Genomic DNA, 18,426 nt, shown 5'->3' on the forward strand with positions numbered 1-18,426 from the left:
TCCTTGTGGGGCGGGCGGATTGCGGCGGTTTGCCTTGTGGGGCGTGCAGCTGGACGGCGGAGTCCTTGTGAGCGCGCAAGGCGTCCTTTGTTAGTGGCGGCGGGCGGCGCGGGCGGCGGCGCGGACGGCGGGCGGGCGCTGGGGTGCGAGTTCCTGCGCGTGCTCGCAAGGAAGTGTTGGGTAGACGTCCTTGTGGGGCGGGCGGATTGCGGCGGTTTGCCTTGTGGGGCGTGCAGCTGGACGGCGGAGTCCTTGTGAGCGCGCAGGGCGTCCTTTGTTAGTGGCGGCGGGCGGCGCGGGCGGCGGCGCGGACGGCGGGCGGCACGGAGCGCAACACGAATTGACCGCGCACGGGCCCCGCGGCTACCGTCGCGGCATGCCCGCGCCCGCCGCCCCGACGCCTGACGCCCCGCGCCCCGACGCCTTCGCCGTGGTGTGGACGACCGCGGACGCGCCCCTCGCCCGCCCCCTCGTCGACGACCTCGCCCGCGACTACGACGCGCGCTACGAGCCCAACGACGGCATCCCGTCGTCGGCGGAGCTGACGCGCTACCCCGTCGAGCTGTTCACGCCCGAGCACGGCGGCGCGTTCCTGATCCTGACCGAGGTCGCGCCGGCCGACCCTGCCCTTGGCGACGCCGCGCCCGACACCGCCGCGCCCGACACCGCCGCGGACGCCGCCGCCACGACCACCCCCGCCGCCCCCACGACCACCCCCGCCACCGCCGTCGCCGGCGGCGCCTTCATCCGCGTCGACGGCGACACCGTCGAGATGAAGCGCGTCTGGACCCACCCCGACCACCGCCGCCGCGGCCTCGCCCGCCGGGTGATGGCCGTGCTGGAGGCCGAGGCGCTGGCCCGCGGCTACACGACCGCGCAGCTCACGACGGGTGCGCGTCAGCCGGAGGCGCTCGGCCTCTACCTGCGCCTCGGCTACGAGCCGCTGTTCGACCTCGACGGCGACTACGAGCAGATCAGCTACCTGAGGTTCCGCAAGGTTCTGGCCAGCCCTGGCGCGTAGCGTCGAGTGCATGAAGGTTACTGTTCTCGGTCTCGGCATCATGGGTCTCGGCGTCGCTCGCACGCTCCTGAGAGAGGGGTTCGACGTCACCGTCTGGAACCGGTCGGCCGAGAAGGCGGCGCCGCTGGCCGATGAGGGCGCGACCGTGGCGGCGTCCCCGGAGGAGGCCGTGGCGAGCGCCGACGTGATCCTGTCGATCCTGTTCGATGCGGACAGCGTGCTGAGCGTGCTCGCTCAGGCGTCCGGCGCGGTCCCGGACGACGCCGTCTGGGTGCAGGCGTCGACGATCGGCCTCGACGGCACGAACCGAGTGGTCGCCGCGGCCGACGACGCGGGCGTGTCGCTCGTCGAGGCCATGATGCTCGGCACGAAGCAGCCGGCCGAGACGGGCAAGCTCGTGATGCTGGCGGCGGGCGACGTGGCGCTGCTCGAGAGGGTGCAGCCGGTGCTCGACGCCATGGGTGCGAAGACGGTCGTGGCCGGCGACCGGGTCGGCAACGGCACGGCGCTGAAGCTCGCCGCCAACGCCTGGGTCGCGACGGTCACGGCGGGGATCGCGCAGTCGATCGCCCTGGCGGAGGCCCTGGGTCTCGACGGCGGGCAGTTCCTGCGCGCGATCGAGGGCGGTGCGACCGACACGCCGTACGCCCACGTCAAGGGCGAGTCGATGCTGTCGGGGGAGTTCCCGCCGTCGTTCGCACTCGACGGCCTGCGCAAAGACCTCAGCCTGATCGGCGAGGCGGCACGGGGCTCCGGAGTCGAGCCGCGCGTGCTCGATGCCCTCGCCGCGACGTACGCGGCGGCGTCGGGCGACGGCCACGGCGGCGACGACATCGCGAGCGTCTACGCGGCGTTCACCCCTCGGGGCTGACCAATTGTTGCGAGTTAGAACAAATTGGTGATGTGAGCGCTCACTCCCGCTAGAGTCTCCGCATGACGTTCACCGCCGAACGCGAGCAGAACTGGGCCGGCACTCACGTGTACGGTGCCTCGCGCATCCTGAATCCCACATCCGTCGACGAGCTGCGCACGATCGTGGCCGCCGAGCCCCGTGTGCGAGCACTGGGCACACGCCATTCGTTCAACGCGGTCGCCGACGGGCCCGGCGTTCTGGTGTCGCCGATCGACATCCCCGCCGACATCGTCGTCAGCGACGACCGCACCTCGGTCGCAGTGGGCGCAGGAACCCGCTACGCCGTCGTCGCCACCGAGCTCGAGCGGCAGGGCCTCGCTCTGCACAACATGGGCTCGCTCCCGCACATCTCCGTCGGCGGGGCGACGGCGACGGGAACCCACGGGTCAGGCGCGGCGAACGGGTCGCTCGCGACCTCCGTGCGCGCCCTGGAGTTCGTCACGGCCGACGGGTCGGTCCGCACGGTCACCCGCGGCGACGCCGACTTCGCCGGCAGCGTCATCCACCTCGGCGCGCTCGGCATCGTGAGCCGCGTCACGCTCGACGTCGAGCCGAGCTACCGCGTGCGCCAGGACGTCTACCTCGGCGTGCCGTGGTCGTCGCTCGAGGGTGCGGGACTGCGCGAGATCATGAGCTGCGCGTACAGCGTCAGCCTGTTCACCGTCTACGGCGACGACATCACCCAGATGTGGGTGAAGACCAGGATCCCCGAGGGCGTCGACGACGTCGAGATGCCCGACGAGCTGTTCGGCGGCAAGCACAACGACAACCGCGTCGCCTTCGTGTCGGAGGACGACAACACGACTCCGATGGACGGCTCCGTCGGCCCCTGGGTCGACCGGCTGCCGCACTTCCGCATCGACCGGAACCCCTCGAACGGCGAGGAGATCCAGACGGAGTACTTCGTGTCGCTCGACGAGGGCGCCGCCGCAATCCAGGCGGTGCGCACGTTGGCCGCGAAGATCCAGCCGCACCTGCTCGTGACCGAGCTGCGCGCCGTCGCCGGCGACGACTTCTGGCTGAGCGAGACGCAGGGGCAGGACTCGCTCTGCATCCACTTCACCTGGGCGAAGCACGTCGACGAAGTCGCCGAGCTGATCCCGCAGATCGAGGAGGTCCTGCGGCCGTTCACCCCGCGCCCGCACTGGGGCAAGGTGAACACGGTGTCGGCGTCCGAGCTCGAAGAGCGCTACCCGCGGCTCGGGGAGTTCCGCGCGCTCGTCGCGAAGCACGACCCCGACGGCAAGTTCTCGGGCGGGTTCCTCGACGAGCTGGTCCTCGGGCGCTGAGCGCGGCTCGGGGGCTGAGCCCGGCTTCGGCGTAAGGCGGCGTCACACGGGCGGCGGCTCGACGGCCGCTGGTTAGCCTTGACGCGTGGACGACGACCTGCAGGCGATGGTCGACTCCCTCGCGCTGAGCATCCAGCGGTCCGTGGCGGTCGACGACGCTCAGCTGCGCCTCGTCCGGTCGAGCGCCCACTTCGGCGACGAGGACGACCTCCGGCTCAAATCGCTGGTCGACCGGCGCGTGCCGGACGGCGTCGCCTCGCACCTGCACCGCCTCGGCGTCCCGTCGTGGCGGACCCCGGGTCACGTGGCCGGCACCCCGGACGACCCGTTCGCGACCCGCTGGTGCGTGCCGCTGCGCACCGGTCTCGAGCTGCTCGGATTCCTGTGGGTCATCGACGACGGCGACCTCACCGACGACCAGCTGTCGCTCATCGCCGACGGGGCGGCGCGCTTCGAGGCCCGCCTGTCGCGCGACGCCGAGACCAGGGCCGGCGTCGATCGCCACCTGCAGAGGCTCGTCCGCGCTCTCGTCTCGCCGTCGGCATCCGAGCGGTCCGCCGCCCTCGACGCGGTCCGAGCCGGAGACGGCGGCGACCTGAGCCGCATCGACACCCTCCCGGCGCTGAGCGTCGTGCGGATCGCGGTCGAGCCGGGTCCGGATCCGTCGGCGGCGAGGCAGGCGCTATCGGCCTCCCTGTCGCGAGGCCTCCGAGCCGGGCTCGCGACGCGTCCGCCGGGCACCTACGCCGTCGCCGTCGGCGAGCGGGAAGCCGCCGCCCTCATCGGCTGGTCGGCCGTCCCCGCCGATGGCGACGCCGAGATCGTGGGCGCGCGGGTCCGCGACGCCCTGGCCCGGACCGACCCGGACGTGGCCGAGGGGTCGACCGTCGGCGTCGGCGGAGCGGTGACCGCGCTCGACGAGGCGCACCTCTCCGCTCGGCAGGCCGCCGTGGCCGTTCGGGCCGCACGCGCGGACGCCGAGCCGCTCCGGCTGTGGTCCCGCCTCGGCGCGAGCGCGCTCGTCGCGGCCATCACGCCAGGCGGGATCGACCTCGAGGTCCTTCCGGAGCCGTTCGCGACGTTGCTGGCAGAGCAGAGTGGCGACACCCGCGCCCTGCTCCTCGCCTACCTCGACAACGCGGGGAGCGCATCGGTCACGGCGAACCAGCTCAATCTGCACCGGTCGACGCTCTACTACCGCGTCGCGCGCTTCGAGCAGGCCACCGGTCTCAGCCTCGACCGCGGCAGGGACCGACTGGCGCTGCACCTGTGGCTGACGCTCGACCGATTCGAGTCGTGAGGGGACGCTCCGGTCGCTGTCGGCACCGCGCGGTAAAGTTCCGCCCGAGCACCCCGAAGCACCGGGGTACGCGGAGGGGTACAGCGTAGAGATGACGCGACAGTTCGATCGGCCGAGAATCGAGGCGGCGGTTGCCGAGATCCTGAGCGCGATCGGCGACGATCCCGCCCGGCCCGGCCTCGCCGATACTCCCCGCCGCGTCGCCGACGCCTACGAGGAGTTCTTCTCCGGGCTCGGGGTCGACGTGAGCGCCCTGATGGGCGCCAGTGTCGTCCCCGCCGACGCCGGCGAGCTCGGCGAGCTCGTCATCGTGCGCGACATCCGGTTCCGGGCGGTGTGCGAGCACCACCTGCTGCCGTTCCTGGGCGTCGCGCACGTCGCCTACGTGCCCGGCACGCAGATCGTCGGGCTCGGCAAGATCCCCGGGCTGGTCGACACGCTCGCGTCCCGCCCCACGCTGCAGGAGCGCCTGGGCGAGGAGATCGCCGACGCGCTGACGTCGTCCGTCGACGCGGCAGGCGTCCTCGTGGTTCTCGACGCGGTCCACGGCTGCGTGACGACCCGCGGCTCGCGGCAGACGCAGAGCTCGACGGTCACGGTGGCGAGCCGCGGCGTGCTCGGCGACCCCGCCGGTCGTGCGGAGGCCATCGCCCTCATCGGCCAGGGGGTCGAGTGACCTCGCTCGAGGCCGCGCCCGGGTTCCGGCTGCCGGCGATCTCGACCCCGGTCCGCCGCATCGGCCGCCGTACCTTCGACTTCGACCGCCAGATCGCCGTCATGGCCATCGTCAACCGCACGCCCGACTCGTTCTACGACCAGGGCGCCACATTCGCGCTCGACCGTGCCGTCGAGGCGGCGGTCGCCGCCGCCTCGGCCGGCGCCGACTGGGTCGACATCGGCGGCGTCAAGTTCGCTCCGGGGCCCGAGCTCTCAGCAGTCGAGGAGGCGGGGCGCGTCGTGCCGGTGGTGGAGGCGCTCGCACAGCAGTCGGATGTCGTGATCTCGGTCGACACGTTCCGACCGGAGGTCGCCGAGGCGGCGATCGCGGCGGGCGCCAGCGTCATCAACGACACCACCGGCCTCGCCGACCCGCGCCTCGCCGACGTGGTCGCGACCAGCGACGCCACCCTCGTCGTCACGCACTCGCTGGCGGCGCCGCGGCAGCCGGTGCCCCGCCCGCACTACGACGACATCGGCGGAGAGGTGGCGGAGTTCCTGCGCGGGCGTGTCGACTTCGCTCTCGAGCGGGGGATCCCCGAGGAGCGCCTGATCGTCGACCCCGGGCACGACCTCAACAAGAGCACGGTGCAGACCCTCGAGCTGACGCGCCGGCTGGCGGAGTTCACGACGCTGGGCCTGCCGGTGCTGGCCGCCGTGTCGAACAAGGACTTCATCGGCGAGTCGCTCGAGCGTGAGAAGCCCGAGCGGCTGGCCGGCTCGATCGCCGCGGCGACCGTCTGCGCGATGCTCGGAGCCCGGATCGTGCGGATGCACGCCGTGCCCGAGTCCGTCGACGCCATGCGCATGGTCGAGGCCGTGCTGGGCTGGCGCGAGCCGGCGAACCCGGTGCACAACCTGTGATCGACGCGCTGTTCCCGACACCGGGGAACGACCTGAGCGACGACGACCTGCTGGCGCTGTACGCGCCGGCCGACCGCTCTGTGCCGCAGCTGCGGGCGAACTTCGTGGCGAGCGTCGACGGGTCGGCGACCGCGTCCGGGCTCTCCGGCGCGCTCGGCGGCCCGGCCGACAAGCGCGTGTTCGACCTGCTGCGGCAGCTCTGCGACGTCGTCGTGGTGGCTGCGGGCACGATCCGCTCGGAGGGGTACGGGGCGATGCGCCTGCCGGCGTCGGCCGAGCAGTGGAGGCGGGCGCAGGAACTCGCGCCCCAGCCCGCCTTCGCCATCGTGACGGGGCGCCTCGACCTCGACCCGTACTCCGACGTGTTCGCGAAGGCGCCGGTGCGACCGCTCGTGCTGACCGCCGCCTCGGCCGACGCGGATCGGCGTGCGGCGCTCGCCGAGGTGGCCGACGTGGTCGACTGCGGCGACGACACGGTCGAGCCGCGGCGTCTCGTCGAGGTGCTCGTCGCGCGCGGCCTGACGCAGATCCACTGCGAGGGCGGGCCGTCGCTGCTCGGCGCCCTGATCGAGTCCGACGTGCTCGACGCGCTCTGCCTCACGATCAGCCCGGCGCTCGAGGGCGGCTCCGGCCCCCGGATCACGCACCGCGCCGCCGGCGCCGCGCCGATCGACCTGCGGGCGATGACGCTCGACCACGTGCTGAACGCCGACGGCATGCTGCTGACGCAGTACTCGCGGAGGCGCTGACCGCGACCGGTCGCGACACGTGTCGAGGTGGCGACCGCACATCCGCGACAGGTGCCGACCGACTGGGCTCCGGCCGCCGAATAGCATCGAGCATGCCCATCGATCAACCGAACCCTGCCGCCGCGGCTCGTGGCTCTGTGCACGTCGTGGGCGCGGGCATCCTCGGCCTCTCGGCCGCCTGGCACCTCCATCTCGCGGGCTATCGCGAGATCACCGTCGTCGATGCCGGGCCCGCCCTCCACGGCACGACGCCGGCGGGCGCCGGGTTCGTGCTTCCTGCCGCCGCCGACGAGAGCCGCCGGGGCGGCACGTTCGCGGTGCCGATCTCGCACTACTCGCTCGACTTCTACCGTCGGCTCCACTCCGACGGCCACGACATCGAGTTCGGCGAGCACGGCAACATCGTCATGGCGACCACCGAGTCCTTCCTCGCGGAGTCGGCGGCCGGAATCGCCGGTCATCCCCTGGCCGATCCCGGCACCCGGGTGCTGAGCGCCGCCGACGTCGTGAGCCTCACCGGAGGCGCGGTGGACGGCGCCGCGATCACGGGCGGCGTCTTCATGCCCAGAGCCGGCCAGGTGACCACTTCTCGCGTCGTCGAGGTCCTGACCGCGCTGCTCGAGGCGGAAGGCGTGCAGATCGTCTACGGTGCCCGCGTCACCGCCCTCCAGACGGCCGACGGGCGTGTCTCCCTCCTGAGCACGTCCGTCGGCGACCTCCCCGTCGAGGCTGTCGTCCTCGCAGGTGGAGCGTGGCTGAACGCTCTGCTCGAACCCCTCGGCACCCGGCTCCCGCTGCTGCCGATGGTGGCCACGCGGTTCGTCACGGCGGATGCCGGGCTCGCCGCCGATATGCCGACGATCCAGAGCCGGGACCTCGGGCCGATGTGGCTCCGCAACCTGCACGGGTCGTTCTCGTGGGGTGCCGGCCCCGGCTATCGGAGCTCGCGACTGGTCCGCGCCTCGGGGGTCGACACCGGAGTCGCCGTCGGACGCCCCCGTGCCGACGTGCTCGTCGACGCCCTCCGGGTGCACCAGCCCGTGATGGAGCACGTGTTCCCGGCGCTCGCCGATGTCGAGGTCGTCACCGTCATCCAGGGTCAGCCCGTCTGGACCGCCGACGGCCGCGGCTACGTCGGCGAGGTCCCGGGTGTCGACGGCCTGTGGGCGCTCGGCGGAGACAACGAGAGCGGCGTCATGAACGGACCCGGGATGGGCCGGCTCCTCGCCGACATCGTCACCGGCGCCGACGACCCGATCGCCGATGTCGCGGCCTTCCGTCTGGACCGCCTCCCGCAGGCCGACTTCCCGACCGAGGAGTCCATCGAGGCCTTCATCGCGTCCGAGGGCGACCGCGTCGCGCACGCGTTCACCGATTGATCCACCTCGCCACAGCAGGCACACCTCCCCACCACCGATCGATAGGCCCTTTCATGCGACTGAAGTCCCGGCTCGCCGTCCCCCTCGTCGGAGCAGCGCTTCTCGCCGTCCTCTCCGGCTGCGTCAGCGTCTCCTCCGACTCCGTCGACGACAGCTCGTCTGACACCATCACCCTCGGGACCACCGACAAGGTGACCGCCCTCGACCCCGCCGGCTCGTGGGATACCGGGTCGTTCGCCATCCAGACCAACGTCTACGGCGAGCTCCTCAACTTCAAGCCGGGCACGACGACGCCGGTTCCCGACCTGGCCGAGTCGGCCGAGTTCACGACCCCGACGACCTACACGGTGAAGCTCCGCTCGGGCGAGAAGTTCTCGAACGGGCACGCGCTGACGTCGTCCGACGTCAAGTTCTCGTTCGACCGCATGATCTCGATCGCAGACGCGAACGGCCCGTCGTCCCTGCTGTCGAACGTCGAGAGCGTCGCCGCTCCCGACGACACGACGGTCGTCTTCACGCTCAAGCAGGGCGACGACCAGCTCTTCCCGCAGGTGCTCGCCTCGCCCGCCGGCTTCATCGTCGACGAGGACGTCTTCTCGGCGACGAAGCTGACCGCCGACGCGACGATCGTCGCCGGGAACCCCTTCTCGGCGCAGTACCGCCTCAAGCAGTACACCCCGTCGCAGATCGCCGACTACGTCGCCAACACGAACTACGACGGCGTCCTCGGCTCGCCGAAGACGAAGAACATCCTCGTCACGTACTACACGAGCGCCACCGACCTCAGGCTCGACGTCGCCGACGGCAAGGTCGACATCGCCTCGCGCGCCCTCTCGCCGACCGACATCGTGTCGCTCCAGAAGAACTCCAAGGTCGCGATCCACACGGGGCCCGGCTCGGACATGCGCTTCGTCGTCTTCAACTTCGACACGATGGCATTCGGCACGAAGTCATCCGACCCCGACAAGGCCAAGGCCCTCGCCGTCCGCCAGGCCATCGCCGACGTCGTCGACCGGGCCGCGATCGCGAAGGACGTCTACAAAGGCACCTTCTCGCCGCTCTACTCGGTGATCCCGGCGGGCCTCGCCGGAGCGACCGACGCCTACAAGACCGCCTACGGCGACGGTGAGGGCGGCCCGGACGTCGCGAAGGCCGAGGCCGTGCTGAAGGCCGCCGGCATCACGGCGAAGGTCCCGGTCAAGCTGCAGTTCAACACCGACCACTACGGTGCTTCGTCGTCGGACGAGTACTCCGAGCTGGCCGATCAGCTCAACGCCTCCGGCCTGTTCACCGCCACCACGCAGTCGACCCTGTGGGAGCAGTACCTGAAAGACATCGCGGCGGCCGAGTACCCCCAGTTCCAGCTCGGCTGGTCGGCCGACTACCCCGACTCCGACAACTACTTCAACGTGATCTACGACCCGGCCTCGTCGCCCGCCTTCATCAACAACGGGGCGCGCGACGCGAAGCTCAACGAGCTGATCGCCGGCGAGAAGGTCGAGGCCGACGCCGCCGAGCGGACCACCCTGATCGAGGAGGCCCAGACCCGCGCCGCCGAGGTGCTGTCGACGCTGCCGCTGCTGCAGGGCAAGCTCGTCGCGGTCTCGGGGACCGACATCACCGGCATCGACTCGACGCTCGACGCGTCGAACCGGTTCCGCTTCGGAGTGCTCGGCCGGAAGTAGCTAGCGCGCCAGCGCGAAGCGCGACGGCGGGCGATCGCCCGCCGTCGCGAGGTCGGCGAGAATCCGGCCCACGGTCGGCGTGAACTTGAAGCCGTGCCCTGAGAAGCCGGCGCCGACCGTGACCGGGCCGACGCGGTCGAGCACGAAGTCGGTCGTGTCAGTCGACGTGTAGGTGCAGCTGATCTCGGCGAAGTCGTCGGGGTCGACGCCCGGAAGCCAGTCCGCCGCGTACCGCCGGAGGGCGTCGAGCTGCACGGGCTCCGACTCGAAGGTGCGGGCATCGGGGTCTGTCACCAGTCCGGTGCCGTGCCAGCCGACCTTGACGCCCTCGCCGGGCGTGAGCATGCCGTAGACGTCGGAGTACCAGTAGTCGCCCGACTCGCTCGAGCGGTCGTGCAGGTGGTTGAACGAGGGCCAGGCGTCGCCCCCGAGCGCGGGTCTGAGGGCGAAGTGGGCGGGCTGCTCCTGCGTGACGACGAGTCGCGGCAGCCGGATCCGGTCGCCGAGCAGCTTCTCGGTCCAGGCGCCGGCCGTGACGACGAGCGACCGGGCTCGCACGGTGACGACCCGCCCGTCGGTCTCGAGGTCGACGTCGGCGTGGTCGTCGGCCACTCGGATGTCGACGGCGCGCGTCGCGTGCCTGACCTCGGCGCCGAGCGACGTCGCCACCCGCTGCAGCGCCGCGACCGAGGCATCGGCGCGCACGCGGCCGGAGTCGGGCGAGAACAGCACGCGCGTATCGAACCGCATTCCGGGCCACCGCTCGTGCGCCTCTTCCGGGCGCAGGAACTCGGAGCGCACGCCCGTCCCGGCCAGCGCCGCGCGCACCGCGTCGAACGAGGCCCGTGATTGGCCGTCGCCGTTGCGCGGGCCCTCGCCGTGGTTCACCAGGCCGACGAGGTCGAGCAGCTCGGCGCCCGAGGCGGCCTCGAGCTCCTCCCACAGGCGTCGTGCCTCGACGAGCATGGCCACGTAGTCGGGCTCGGAGTAGGCGACGTTGAAGTTGCGGAACTCGCCGTGCGAGGCGCCCATCGCGTGGCCGGGCTCGAAGCGCTCCGCGAGGAGCACCTCGCGGCCGCGTCGGGCGAGGGCCCAGGCTGTGGCGGAGCCCATCGCGCCGCCCCCGACGATCAGCGTGTCGACGTGTTCGATGTTGGGTCCTCTCGTGGCCGTCGTTCAAAGGTACGGCGAGTGCGACAGCCGGGTGGCCGACAATCGTCGGAATCCGGAGTCGTCACCTCGACCAGGTGCCGCCGGCGGCCTCCGTCGCGGTGGACCGGATGCGCCCGCGACGATCGGTACCATAGGTCGCATGCAGGATTTCGGCGACTTCATCCAGTGGCTGACCGACTCGGCCAGCCAGCTGCCGACGACGCTCGTCTGGGGCCTCGGATTCGCGTTCGCCTTCCTCGAGTCGGGGCTCGGCCTCGGCTTCTTCGTTCCGGGCGAGACCGTCGTGACAATTCTGGCGGCGACGTTCGAGTCGGTCCCCGCCGTCCTCGTGATGCTCGTCGTCGTGGCCGTCGGCGGATCGCTGGGCGACCATGTCGGCTACACGATCGGCCGCCGGATCGGCCCCCGCATGCGCGAGACGAAGCTGATCCAGAAGCTCGGCACGAAGAACTGGGACCGCGCCGTCGGGGTGCTCGAGAAGCGCGGCGCCCTCGCGGTCTTCCTGACGCGGCTCGTTCCGGTCGTCCGGACTCTCACTCCTGCCGCGGCCGGCGTCGCCCAGGTGCCCTACCTCGCCTTCCTCCCGGCCTCGCTCCTCGGCGCCCTGACCTGGTCGACCCTCTACGTCGGCATCGGCTACCTCGTGCGGTCGTCGCTCGACGTGATCCAGAAGTACCTGGGCTCGGCCGGCTGGCTGGTGCTGGGGGCGGTCCTCGTCGTCGCGGTGATCGTCATCATCGTGCGCATCGTGCAGAAGCGCGCGCCCGCCGACGATCAGCGCGCGGTGATCGGCAACGGCGCCGAAGCCGGCACCATGCCGCCGGCCAAGGGCGTCATCGGCTCGCTGCGGTACCGGCTGTTCCAGCAGGACGAATGGCGGACGATCCCGAACGCCGTGTCGGCGGTGCGGATCCTCCTGCTGCCGGTGTTCGGAATCCTGCTCGTGCTCGAGCACTACTGGGCGTCCATCGTCGTGCTCCTCGTGGTCTTCCTCAGCGACTTCGTCGACGGGTTCGTCGCCCGACGCTTCCACATGACCAGCGTCCTCGGCGCGTGGCTCGACCCCGTCGCCGACCGCCTCACCGTTCTGATCGTCGGCGTCTCGTTCGTCGCCGCGCAGATCGTCCCGTGGCAGACGGTCGTGATCCTTCTGATCCCCGACGTCCTGATGGGGATCTGGGCGGTGGCCGCCTTCAACGGCGCCCCCGACGTGAAGGTCTCGTTCATCGGCAAGGTCCGCACCACCCTGCTGTTCGTCGGGCTGTTCCTGATGCTGGTCGGAATGGCGGTGCCGTCGGTGTACCGCGTGTTCGTGGGCGTCGGATTCGTGCTCTTCCTGCTCGGCATCATCGGCCACTACATGGCGATGACTCACAACGCGCGGGGCATGCTCGGCCTCTGGCAGCGGTCGCGGGCGGCGGGGCGGGTCGACGCGGCGTAGCCTGTCGGTTCGGGAGGGGCGGCGGCAGTTCCTGCGCCCTCTGTCTTTTTGCAGGCTGCGCAGGTTGTTCACCTTCGTGACCCCTGTTCGTTATCCGGGCTTCGTAGGTTTCTCTCGGCACCCTCCGCCGAGATCAGAGAGAAGAACATGCGCACTCGCCCCACCCGCCGAGCCGTCGGCACGGCCGCCGTCGCAGCACTGGCCGCCGTCGCCCTCGTCGCGACCCCGATCGCCGCCACCGCCGCGACCACGTACCCCAGCGACACCACGGCACCGGCGCTCACCCCGCTGCTGACCGGCTACAACCAGTTCTGGACCTCCGACGGCAAGAACGACCTCCATGGCTCGGTCGAGGACAACGCGACACTCGCCCTCAACGACAGGCTCGCCGTCTGGATCAACAACAACGCCACGGCGAAGCAGCAGTTCCGCGCCCTGCAGAATTCGGAGTACCAGACCAGCGACGGCACCGCCTACGACCAGTCGGTCTCGATCGCCGACGGCCTCGGCTCGGTCATCTCCAAGCTCTACGTCAAGGGCACCGTCAGCGGCGACCTGCCGCTGACCACCGCGCTGGTCAACTCGTCGACGGGCACCTCGGGCGCCTACGTCGGCACCAGCGTGCCGAAGGCCGCCTTCAGCTACCCGCGGCCCTTCCTCCCCAGCGACGCGAGCTCGCCCGCCGTGTCGGGCGACGCCGCCGGCTGCGCCCCCGCGACGGTGAACGCGTCGTCAGTGCAGAGCAACCGCACCGGAAAGAGCTACGCCGACGCGGCCGGAAACCTGAAGATCAAGCGCGTCGCCGACACGGTCGACGCGACGCACGAGTTCTCGAACAGCGACGTCGCCCTGTCGGCCGGCTACGGCACCGTGGGCATCTGCACCGGCGGCTCGTACCCGTCGGGTCACACCACGACGGCCTACCAGGCCGGACTCTCGCTGGCCGAGCTCCTGCCCGAGCTCGCCCCCGAGATCCTCGCCCGCACCTCCGAGGCCGGCAACAACCGCATCGTGCTCGGCGTGCACTACCCGCTCGACATCGTCGGAGGCCGCATCTCGGGCGAGGCCGCTCTCGCGACCCGCATGTCGGACGCCGCCTACGTGAAGGGCGTCATCGCTCCCGCCCGCGCGGAGCTCGTCGCGTACATCAAGTCGCAGACGCACACCACTCTCGCCAAGACGCTGAAGACCCAGAAGTCGTACGCCGACAATCCCTACGGCGGCAAGAAGATGCCCGGCGGAACCGCGCAGATCGTCACCGACCGCCGCTCGGCCGTCAACGTCTACACCGACCGCCTGACGTACGCCTTCCCGAAGACGGGCGCTACCGGTGCAGCGGCGTCCGTGCCGGCGGGCGCGAGCAGCCTGCTCCTCACGGCCTACCCGACGCTCACGGACGCCCAGCGCACCTCGGTGCTCGCGCAGACCGAGATCGCCTCGGGCTTCCCGCTCGATCAGACCCGCAAGGCGACCGGCTCGTGGGAGCGGCTCAACCTCGCGAAGGCGACCAGCGCCATCGTCCAGGTCACCAAGAACGGCACCGTGAAGGTGCTCTCGACCGGTGGCGTGGCGAAGGTCGTCAAGGCCGTCGAGTAGGGCACAGGTCAGTACGGTCGGCCGGGTCTCCGCTCTTGCGGGGGCCCGGTCGTCTGTGCGGGCGCAGGGCAATCGCATCGCCGGCGTCCAGCCCGTCGAAAGCCGCGGCCCCGATGGTTGACACGTCAGGAAGCCACGAACCGAGAGGGCCGCATGAACATCCGCGCCAGAGGGATCCGCAACGCCCGCGCCGTGACCGCCGCCGTCGGGGCCGTCGGCGTCGTCATCGCTGCCGTCAGCGGTATCGCCGTCTTCAACCAGAGCGCCGACGCGTCGGCCGATGCCGCCACCACGCCGGGCTCGTCGACCTCGTCGACTGCGACCGACTCGGCCACCGAAGAGCCGTCGAGCTCGTCGTCGTCGGCGTCGGCGTCGGCGTCGGCGTCGGCCTCCGCTGAGCCGTCGGACACCTCGTCGTCCGAGAGCTCGTCGTCCGGCATCAGCAGCGGCACGTCGTCGGGCTCCTCCGACGCGACGTCGTCCGGCTCCTAGCCCAAGGCCGTCTGCGGGCACGGCGAGACTCCAGCGTTGGCCCCTCGGCGGGGCCGATCAAGGGCCAAATCTGGAGTCTCGCCACCCGCAGAAGGCTGGCTACGAGCAGGTGTAGGTCACGCCGTTGACCTGGTGCGTGCCCGGACCGAGGTCGGCGCACTTGGCGGCGACGCCCGCGATGGCGATGCCGCCGATGATCCCGCCGATGATCGTGAGCGCGAGCACGACGCTCGCGATGATGATGCCGGCCGTGGCGAGGCCACGCGGCCGGCCGTCGCGGGGCGCGGTGCGGAACGCGATGATGGACAGGATGAGCCCGACGACGCTGAGCACGCCGAGGAAGGCGAGGATGAACCCGACGATGGCCATCGGCGAGGTGCCCTGGCGCACGGCACCCGGGTTGTAGCCCTGCTGCCCGTCGTACGGCTGCGGAGACCCGTAGCCCTGCGGCTGGCCGGAGCCCTGTCCGTATGCCGGCGGCTGTCCTCCGCCTGCCGGAGGCCCGCTCTGGTAGGCCGGCTTGCCGTCGTCGTCCGGTGTCCGTGCGTCGCTCATGTGATCCCCCTTGTTCGTGATGGTGCGTGCAACAGTAGGCCACTGGCGCCCAGGGCGCATTCCGGGTCCTCATAAGAACCGCAGGGCGACGACAGGGCAGGCCGAAAGGTGCGGCCGCGACAGTGGAGGTCCCGACGGAAGGACCAGCCATGACCCAGCACTCCCCGCAGGCGGCCACGACCCTCACGGCCGCGACCGAGTGGCCGCTGTGGAGCACGACGGCGCGCATCGTCGTCACGGACGCCGTGGCGCTGACCCGCGCCCGGCAGATCGCCGACCGGATCCTGGCCGACGTCGAGATGGCGGCGAGCCGGTTCCGCGCCGACTCGGAGGTCCGGCGGATCCAGGACCGCGCCGGGGAGGGCGTCGAGGTCAGCGACATGCTGGCGGCGCTCGTGCACCAGGCGCTGCTCGCCGCCCGCGTCACCGACGGCGACGTCGACCCCACGCTCGGCGGGGTGCTCGACGGCCTCGGCTACGACCGCGACGTCAGGATGCTGCCCCGCGCCCAGCACGGCGACGAGGCGTCGTTCTCGATCTCGGTGGCGGTGCCGCGCGAGCCCGGCTGGTCGCGCGTGCGGCTGGACGGGCGGGTGCTGACAGTTCCTGCGCCCCTCCGGCTCGACCTCGGCGCCACGGCGAAGGCCGTCGCCGCCGACCTCTGCGCGACGGCGATCGCCTCCGAGCTGCACTGCGGCGTGCTCGTCAGCCTCGGCGGCGACATCGCCACGGCCGGGCGGGCGCTGGGCGACGGCTGGCAGGTGACGGTGCAGGATCTCGCGGACGACCCGGTGTCGCGCATCACCGTCTCCGACGGCTTCGCGGTCGCCACCTCCAGCACGCAGAAGCGCCGGTGGGTGCATGACGGCCGCCAGGTGCACCACATCCTCGACCCGCGGCTCGGCCTGCCGGTGCCACCGGTCTGGCGGAGCGTCACGGTCGCGGCGCCCGACTGCTTCCACGCGAACACCCTCTCGACGGCCGCGATCGTCAAGGGGCGCCGCGCGATCGACTGGCTGACCCGCCGCGGCATGCCGGCCCGACTCGTCGACACGCACGGCGACGTCGTGCACCTGAACGGCTGGCCCGACGACGAGACCGCTCCGCACCGCCACGCCGACCGCTGGGCGAGCTGACGTGGACGACGCCCTCTGGGCCATCGGCCGAGGCACCGGCATCGCCGCGCTCGTGCTGTTCACGGGGTCGATCGTGCTCGGCATCATCACCCGGTCGGGCCGGCCGCTGCCGGGACTCCCGCGCTTCTCGGTGACGCTCGTGCACCGCAACGTGTCGCTCGCGGCCACCCTCTTCTTGCTCGTGCACATGGGCACGCTGTTCTTCGACCCGTACGCGCAGCTGAACCTGCTCGACCTGGTGGTGCCGTTCTTCGGCGAGTACCGGCCGTTCTGGCAGGGCCTCGGCACGGTCGCGTTCGACCTCGTCGGCGTGATCGTCGTGACGAGCCTCCTCCGCAACCGGCTCGGGCCCCGCGTCTTCAAGGCCCTGCACTGGTCGGCCTACGCGCTCTGGCCGATCGCGCTGGCGCACGCCATCGGCAACGGCACGAACGGCACCGACGGCTGGTTCCTCGCGCTCGCCGGGGCCTCGGTGCTCGCCGTGCTGGTCGCCCTCGGCTGGCGGCTGTCGTCGCGCTACGTCGAGTTCCGCGGAGTTCGACTCGGAGAGATCTCATGACCATGACCCAGCCCATCCGTACCAGCGTCGCCGGCCCCACCGGGGTGCGCCGCCTGTTCGCGGCATCGGCACCCGACCTCGCGTCGCACCTCGCCGCATTCGGCCCGATGCCCGCCGCCTTCGACGAGGGCCATCTGATCGCCGAGCTCGACGACTCAGGCCTGACGGGGCGGGGCGGCGCCGGGTTCCCGACCTGGCGCAAGCTCATCGCCGCGGCCGAGTCGGTGCCGTCCAAGCGCGGACCCGCGGTCGTCATCGCCAACGGCGCCGAGGGCGAGCCGCTCAGCAGGAAGGACGCCGCTCTCCTGCGCAGCGCCCCGCACCTCGTGCTCGACGGGCTCCTCCTGGCAGCGGCCACGATCCGCGCCGGCGACGTCGTGCTCTACGCACCGGCCTCGTCGCTCGAGCCGGTGGCGCGGGCCATCGCCGAGCGTCCCGATGCGGGCCGTGTGCGTCTGGTCGCCGCCCGTGACACGTTCCTATCAGGCGAGGCGTCGGCCGTGGTCAGCGCGGTCGGCGGCGGGCCCGCGATCCCGCGCGACCACCCCACCCGGATGACCGAGGCGGGCCTGCGCGGAGCCCCGACCCTCGTGCAGAACGTCGAGACCCTCGCCCACGTGGCGCTGCTCGCCCGGTTCGGGGCCACCTGGTTCCGCCAGGCGGGAACCCCCGACGACCCCGGCACGCGCCTCGTCTCGCTCAGCGGCGACCTCCCGGTGCCGGCCGTCTTCGAGGTGCCCGGCGGCGTGCCGCTCGCCGACGCGCTGGGCGCCGCGGGAGCCTCCGTCGACGGCCTCCGAGCCGTGCTGGTCGGCGGCTACCACGGCGCCTGGGTTCCGGCGTCGGCGCTCTCCACCCGGTTGTCGACGCAGGAACTCGCGCCCTTCGGCGCAACCCCCGGCGCCGGAATCCTCATGGCCCTCGGCACGCACCGATGCGGCCTCGACGCCGCCGCAGAGATCGCGGCGTACCTGGCCGGCCAGTCCGCCCGCCAGTGCGGCCCGTGCGCCAACGGCCTGCCGCGGCTCGCCGACGTGCTGCGGCGCCTCGCTGCCCGCGACCGGGCCGAGTGGCTCCCCGGCGAGGTCGACCGGCTGGCGCGGTTGGTCGCCGGGCGCGGCTCGTGCCACCACCCCGACGGAACGTCGCGCATGGTCCTGAGCGCGCTCACCGTCTTCGCCGACGACGTGCGCGAGCACCTCGCCGGACGCTGCGTGGTGACGTCGTGACCCGCGTCGACGTGCCGTTCGGGCGGCGGGCCGTCGGTGCGCGCGGCGCGCGTCCGGCCGATGTCGACGCCGCGCCCCGCGCGGCGGGCGACGGCACGCTCCACATCGACTGGACGCGCTGCGACGGCCGCGGGCTCTGCACCGAGCTCCTGCCGGAGCTGCTCGACCGCGACGAGTGGGGCTACCCGCTCGCGCGCGCCGGGTCGGGATCGGACGTCGCCGTGCCCGCCGAGCTCGCCCGGGCAGCCCGCCAGGCGGTCGCGCTGTGCCCGCGCGCGGCGCTGCGGCTGGGGTGAGCGGCGCCTGCGCAGTTCCTGCGGCCGGAGTC

18 protein-coding genes are annotated in these 18,426 nt (G+C 72.0%); 16 read left to right on the forward strand and 2 right to left on the reverse strand.

Translation table 11 applies throughout. The annotated features are described in order from the left end of the window. Window positions 1–376: 376 nt before the first annotated feature. The 9 genes from AC07TY_RS05560 (at window position 377) to AC07TY_RS05600 (ending at window position 9,917) form a co-directional block, all read left to right on the forward strand. The gene (locus AC07TY_RS05560; protein ID WP_494784613.1) at window positions 377–1,021 is read left to right on the forward strand and encodes a GNAT family N-acetyltransferase; all 645 of its coding nucleotides are present in this window, start codon (window positions 377–379) and stop codon (window positions 1,019–1,021) included. Between the two features lie 10 nt (window positions 1,022–1,031). Then, window positions 1,032–1,892 (forward strand): NAD(P)-dependent oxidoreductase, encoded by an 861-nt coding sequence (locus tag AC07TY_RS05565; protein WP_123505631.1) that lies wholly within the window; start codon window positions 1,032–1,034, stop codon window positions 1,890–1,892. Between the two features lie 62 nt (window positions 1,893–1,954). Continuing rightward, window positions 1,955–3,223 carry a D-arabinono-1,4-lactone oxidase gene (locus AC07TY_RS05570; protein WP_494784614.1) on the forward strand — a complete coding sequence of 423 codons (1,269 nt, stop codon included), beginning with the start codon at window positions 1,955–1,957 and terminating at the stop codon, window positions 3,221–3,223. Window positions 3,224–3,308: 85 nt separating this feature from the next. Beyond that, on the forward strand, window positions 3,309–4,523 hold the full coding sequence (locus AC07TY_RS05575; protein WP_494784615.1) for a PucR family transcriptional regulator: 1,215 nt from the start codon (window positions 3,309–3,311) through the stop codon (window positions 4,521–4,523). Between the two features lie 91 nt (window positions 4,524–4,614). Further along, complete coding sequence (gene folE, locus AC07TY_RS05580; protein ID WP_494784616.1) at window positions 4,615–5,199, forward strand: GTP cyclohydrolase I; 585 nt, start codon at window positions 4,615–4,617, stop codon at window positions 5,197–5,199. After that, entirely contained in the window at window positions 5,196–6,104 is a 909-nt protein-coding gene (folP, locus tag AC07TY_RS05585) for a dihydropteroate synthase (RefSeq protein ID WP_494784617.1), read from the forward strand. Before folE ends, folP begins: the two co-directional genes overlap by 4 nt. Beyond that, window positions 6,101–6,853, forward strand: a complete 753-nt coding sequence (locus tag AC07TY_RS05590; RefSeq protein ID WP_494784619.1) for a pyrimidine reductase family protein — start codon at window positions 6,101–6,103, stop codon at window positions 6,851–6,853. Before folP ends, AC07TY_RS05590 begins: the two co-directional genes overlap by 4 nt. Before the next feature lie 92 nt (window positions 6,854–6,945). After that, on the forward strand, window positions 6,946–8,232 hold the full coding sequence (locus AC07TY_RS05595; protein ID WP_494784620.1) for an NAD(P)/FAD-dependent oxidoreductase: 1,287 nt from the start codon (window positions 6,946–6,948) through the stop codon (window positions 8,230–8,232). A gap of 53 nt (window positions 8,233–8,285) precedes the next feature. Continuing rightward, on the forward strand, window positions 8,286–9,917 hold the full coding sequence (locus AC07TY_RS05600) for an ABC transporter substrate-binding protein (protein ID WP_494784621.1): 1,632 nt from the start codon (window positions 8,286–8,288) through the stop codon (window positions 9,915–9,917). On the opposite strand, the gene AC07TY_RS05605 is transcribed toward AC07TY_RS05600, so the two are convergent. Next, window positions 9,918–11,069 carry an FAD-dependent oxidoreductase gene (locus AC07TY_RS05605; protein WP_494785042.1) on the reverse strand — a complete coding sequence of 384 codons (1,152 nt, stop codon included), beginning with the start codon at window positions 11,067–11,069 and terminating at the stop codon, window positions 9,918–9,920. A gap of 160 nt (window positions 11,070–11,229) precedes the next feature. Here AC07TY_RS05605 and AC07TY_RS05610 point away from each other — a divergent pair, with 160 nt between their 5' ends. From AC07TY_RS05610 to AC07TY_RS05620, 3 genes are all read left to right on the forward strand, one after another. Further along, complete coding sequence (locus tag AC07TY_RS05610; RefSeq protein ID WP_488624901.1) at window positions 11,230–12,531, forward strand: CDP-alcohol phosphatidyltransferase family protein; 1,302 nt, start codon at window positions 11,230–11,232, stop codon at window positions 12,529–12,531. A gap of 147 nt (window positions 12,532–12,678) precedes the next feature. After that, the gene (locus tag AC07TY_RS05615) at window positions 12,679–14,127 is read left to right on the forward strand and encodes a phosphatase PAP2 family protein (protein WP_494784622.1); all 1,449 of its coding nucleotides are present in this window, start codon (window positions 12,679–12,681) and stop codon (window positions 14,125–14,127) included. Between the two features lie 153 nt (window positions 14,128–14,280). Continuing rightward, the gene (locus AC07TY_RS05620; protein WP_494784623.1) at window positions 14,281–14,619 is read left to right on the forward strand and encodes a hypothetical protein; all 339 of its coding nucleotides are present in this window, start codon (window positions 14,281–14,283) and stop codon (window positions 14,617–14,619) included. Between the two features lie 99 nt (window positions 14,620–14,718). On the opposite strand, the gene AC07TY_RS05625 is transcribed toward AC07TY_RS05620, so the two are convergent. Then, window positions 14,719–15,174, reverse strand: a complete 456-nt coding sequence (locus tag AC07TY_RS05625) for a DUF4190 domain-containing protein (RefSeq protein WP_123505621.1) — start codon at window positions 15,172–15,174, stop codon at window positions 14,719–14,721. 149 nt (window positions 15,175–15,323) lie between these two features. On the opposite strand from AC07TY_RS05625, the gene AC07TY_RS05630 reads away from it, so the two are divergent. The 4 genes from AC07TY_RS05630 to AC07TY_RS05645 are packed head-to-tail and all read left to right on the forward strand — an operon-like array spanning window position 15,324 to window position 18,394. Beyond that, entirely contained in the window at window positions 15,324–16,310 is a 987-nt protein-coding gene (locus tag AC07TY_RS05630) for an FAD:protein FMN transferase (RefSeq protein ID WP_494784624.1), read from the forward strand. 1 nt (window position 16,311) lies between these two features. Further along, the gene (locus AC07TY_RS05635; RefSeq protein WP_494784625.1) at window positions 16,312–16,869 is read left to right on the forward strand and encodes a ferric reductase-like transmembrane domain-containing protein; all 558 of its coding nucleotides are present in this window, start codon (window positions 16,312–16,314) and stop codon (window positions 16,867–16,869) included. Then, window positions 16,866–18,098 carry an NADH-ubiquinone oxidoreductase-F iron-sulfur binding region domain-containing protein gene (locus tag AC07TY_RS05640; RefSeq protein ID WP_494784626.1) on the forward strand — a complete coding sequence of 411 codons (1,233 nt, stop codon included), beginning with the start codon at window positions 16,866–16,868 and terminating at the stop codon, window positions 18,096–18,098. Before AC07TY_RS05635 ends, AC07TY_RS05640 begins: the two co-directional genes overlap by 4 nt. After that, on the forward strand, window positions 18,095–18,394 hold the full coding sequence (locus tag AC07TY_RS05645) for a ferredoxin (protein WP_494784627.1): 300 nt from the start codon (window positions 18,095–18,097) through the stop codon (window positions 18,392–18,394). Before AC07TY_RS05640 ends, AC07TY_RS05645 begins: the two co-directional genes overlap by 4 nt. Window positions 18,395–18,426 lie beyond the last annotated feature (32 nt).

The organism is Frondihabitans sp. GW821-FHT04F02 (genome assembly GCF_059420045.1).

Bases quoted from the DNA above. Each gene is read 5' to 3' on its own strand.
- AC07TY_RS05560 (WP_494784613.1), top strand. From the start codon at position 377: ATGCCCGCGCCCGCCGCCCCGACGCCTGACGCCCCGCGCCCCGACGCC.
- AC07TY_RS05565 (WP_123505631.1), top strand. From the start codon at position 1,032: ATGAAGGTTACTGTTCTCGGTCTCGGCATCATGGGTCTCGGCGTCGCT.
- AC07TY_RS05570 (WP_494784614.1), top strand. From the start codon at position 1,955: ATGACGTTCACCGCCGAACGCGAGCAGAACTGGGCCGGCACTCACGTG.
- folE (WP_494784616.1), top strand. From the start codon at position 4,615: ATGACGCGACAGTTCGATCGGCCGAGAATCGAGGCGGCGGTTGCCGAG.
- AC07TY_RS05595 (WP_494784620.1), top strand. From the start codon at position 6,946: ATGCCCATCGATCAACCGAACCCTGCCGCCGCGGCTCGTGGCTCTGTG.
- AC07TY_RS05600 (WP_494784621.1), top strand. From the start codon at position 8,286: ATGCGACTGAAGTCCCGGCTCGCCGTCCCCCTCGTCGGAGCAGCGCTT.
- AC07TY_RS05610 (WP_488624901.1), top strand. From the start codon at position 11,230: ATGCAGGATTTCGGCGACTTCATCCAGTGGCTGACCGACTCGGCCAGC.
- AC07TY_RS05615 (WP_494784622.1), top strand. From the start codon at position 12,679: ATGCGCACTCGCCCCACCCGCCGAGCCGTCGGCACGGCCGCCGTCGCA.
- AC07TY_RS05620 (WP_494784623.1), top strand. From the start codon at position 14,281: ATGAACATCCGCGCCAGAGGGATCCGCAACGCCCGCGCCGTGACCGCC.
- AC07TY_RS05625 (WP_123505621.1), bottom strand. From the start codon at position 15,174: ATGAGCGACGCACGGACACCGGACGACGACGGCAAGCCGGCCTACCAG.
- AC07TY_RS05630 (WP_494784624.1), top strand. From the start codon at position 15,324: ATGACCCAGCACTCCCCGCAGGCGGCCACGACCCTCACGGCCGCGACC.
- AC07TY_RS05640 (WP_494784626.1), top strand. From the start codon at position 16,866: ATGACCATGACCCAGCCCATCCGTACCAGCGTCGCCGGCCCCACCGGG.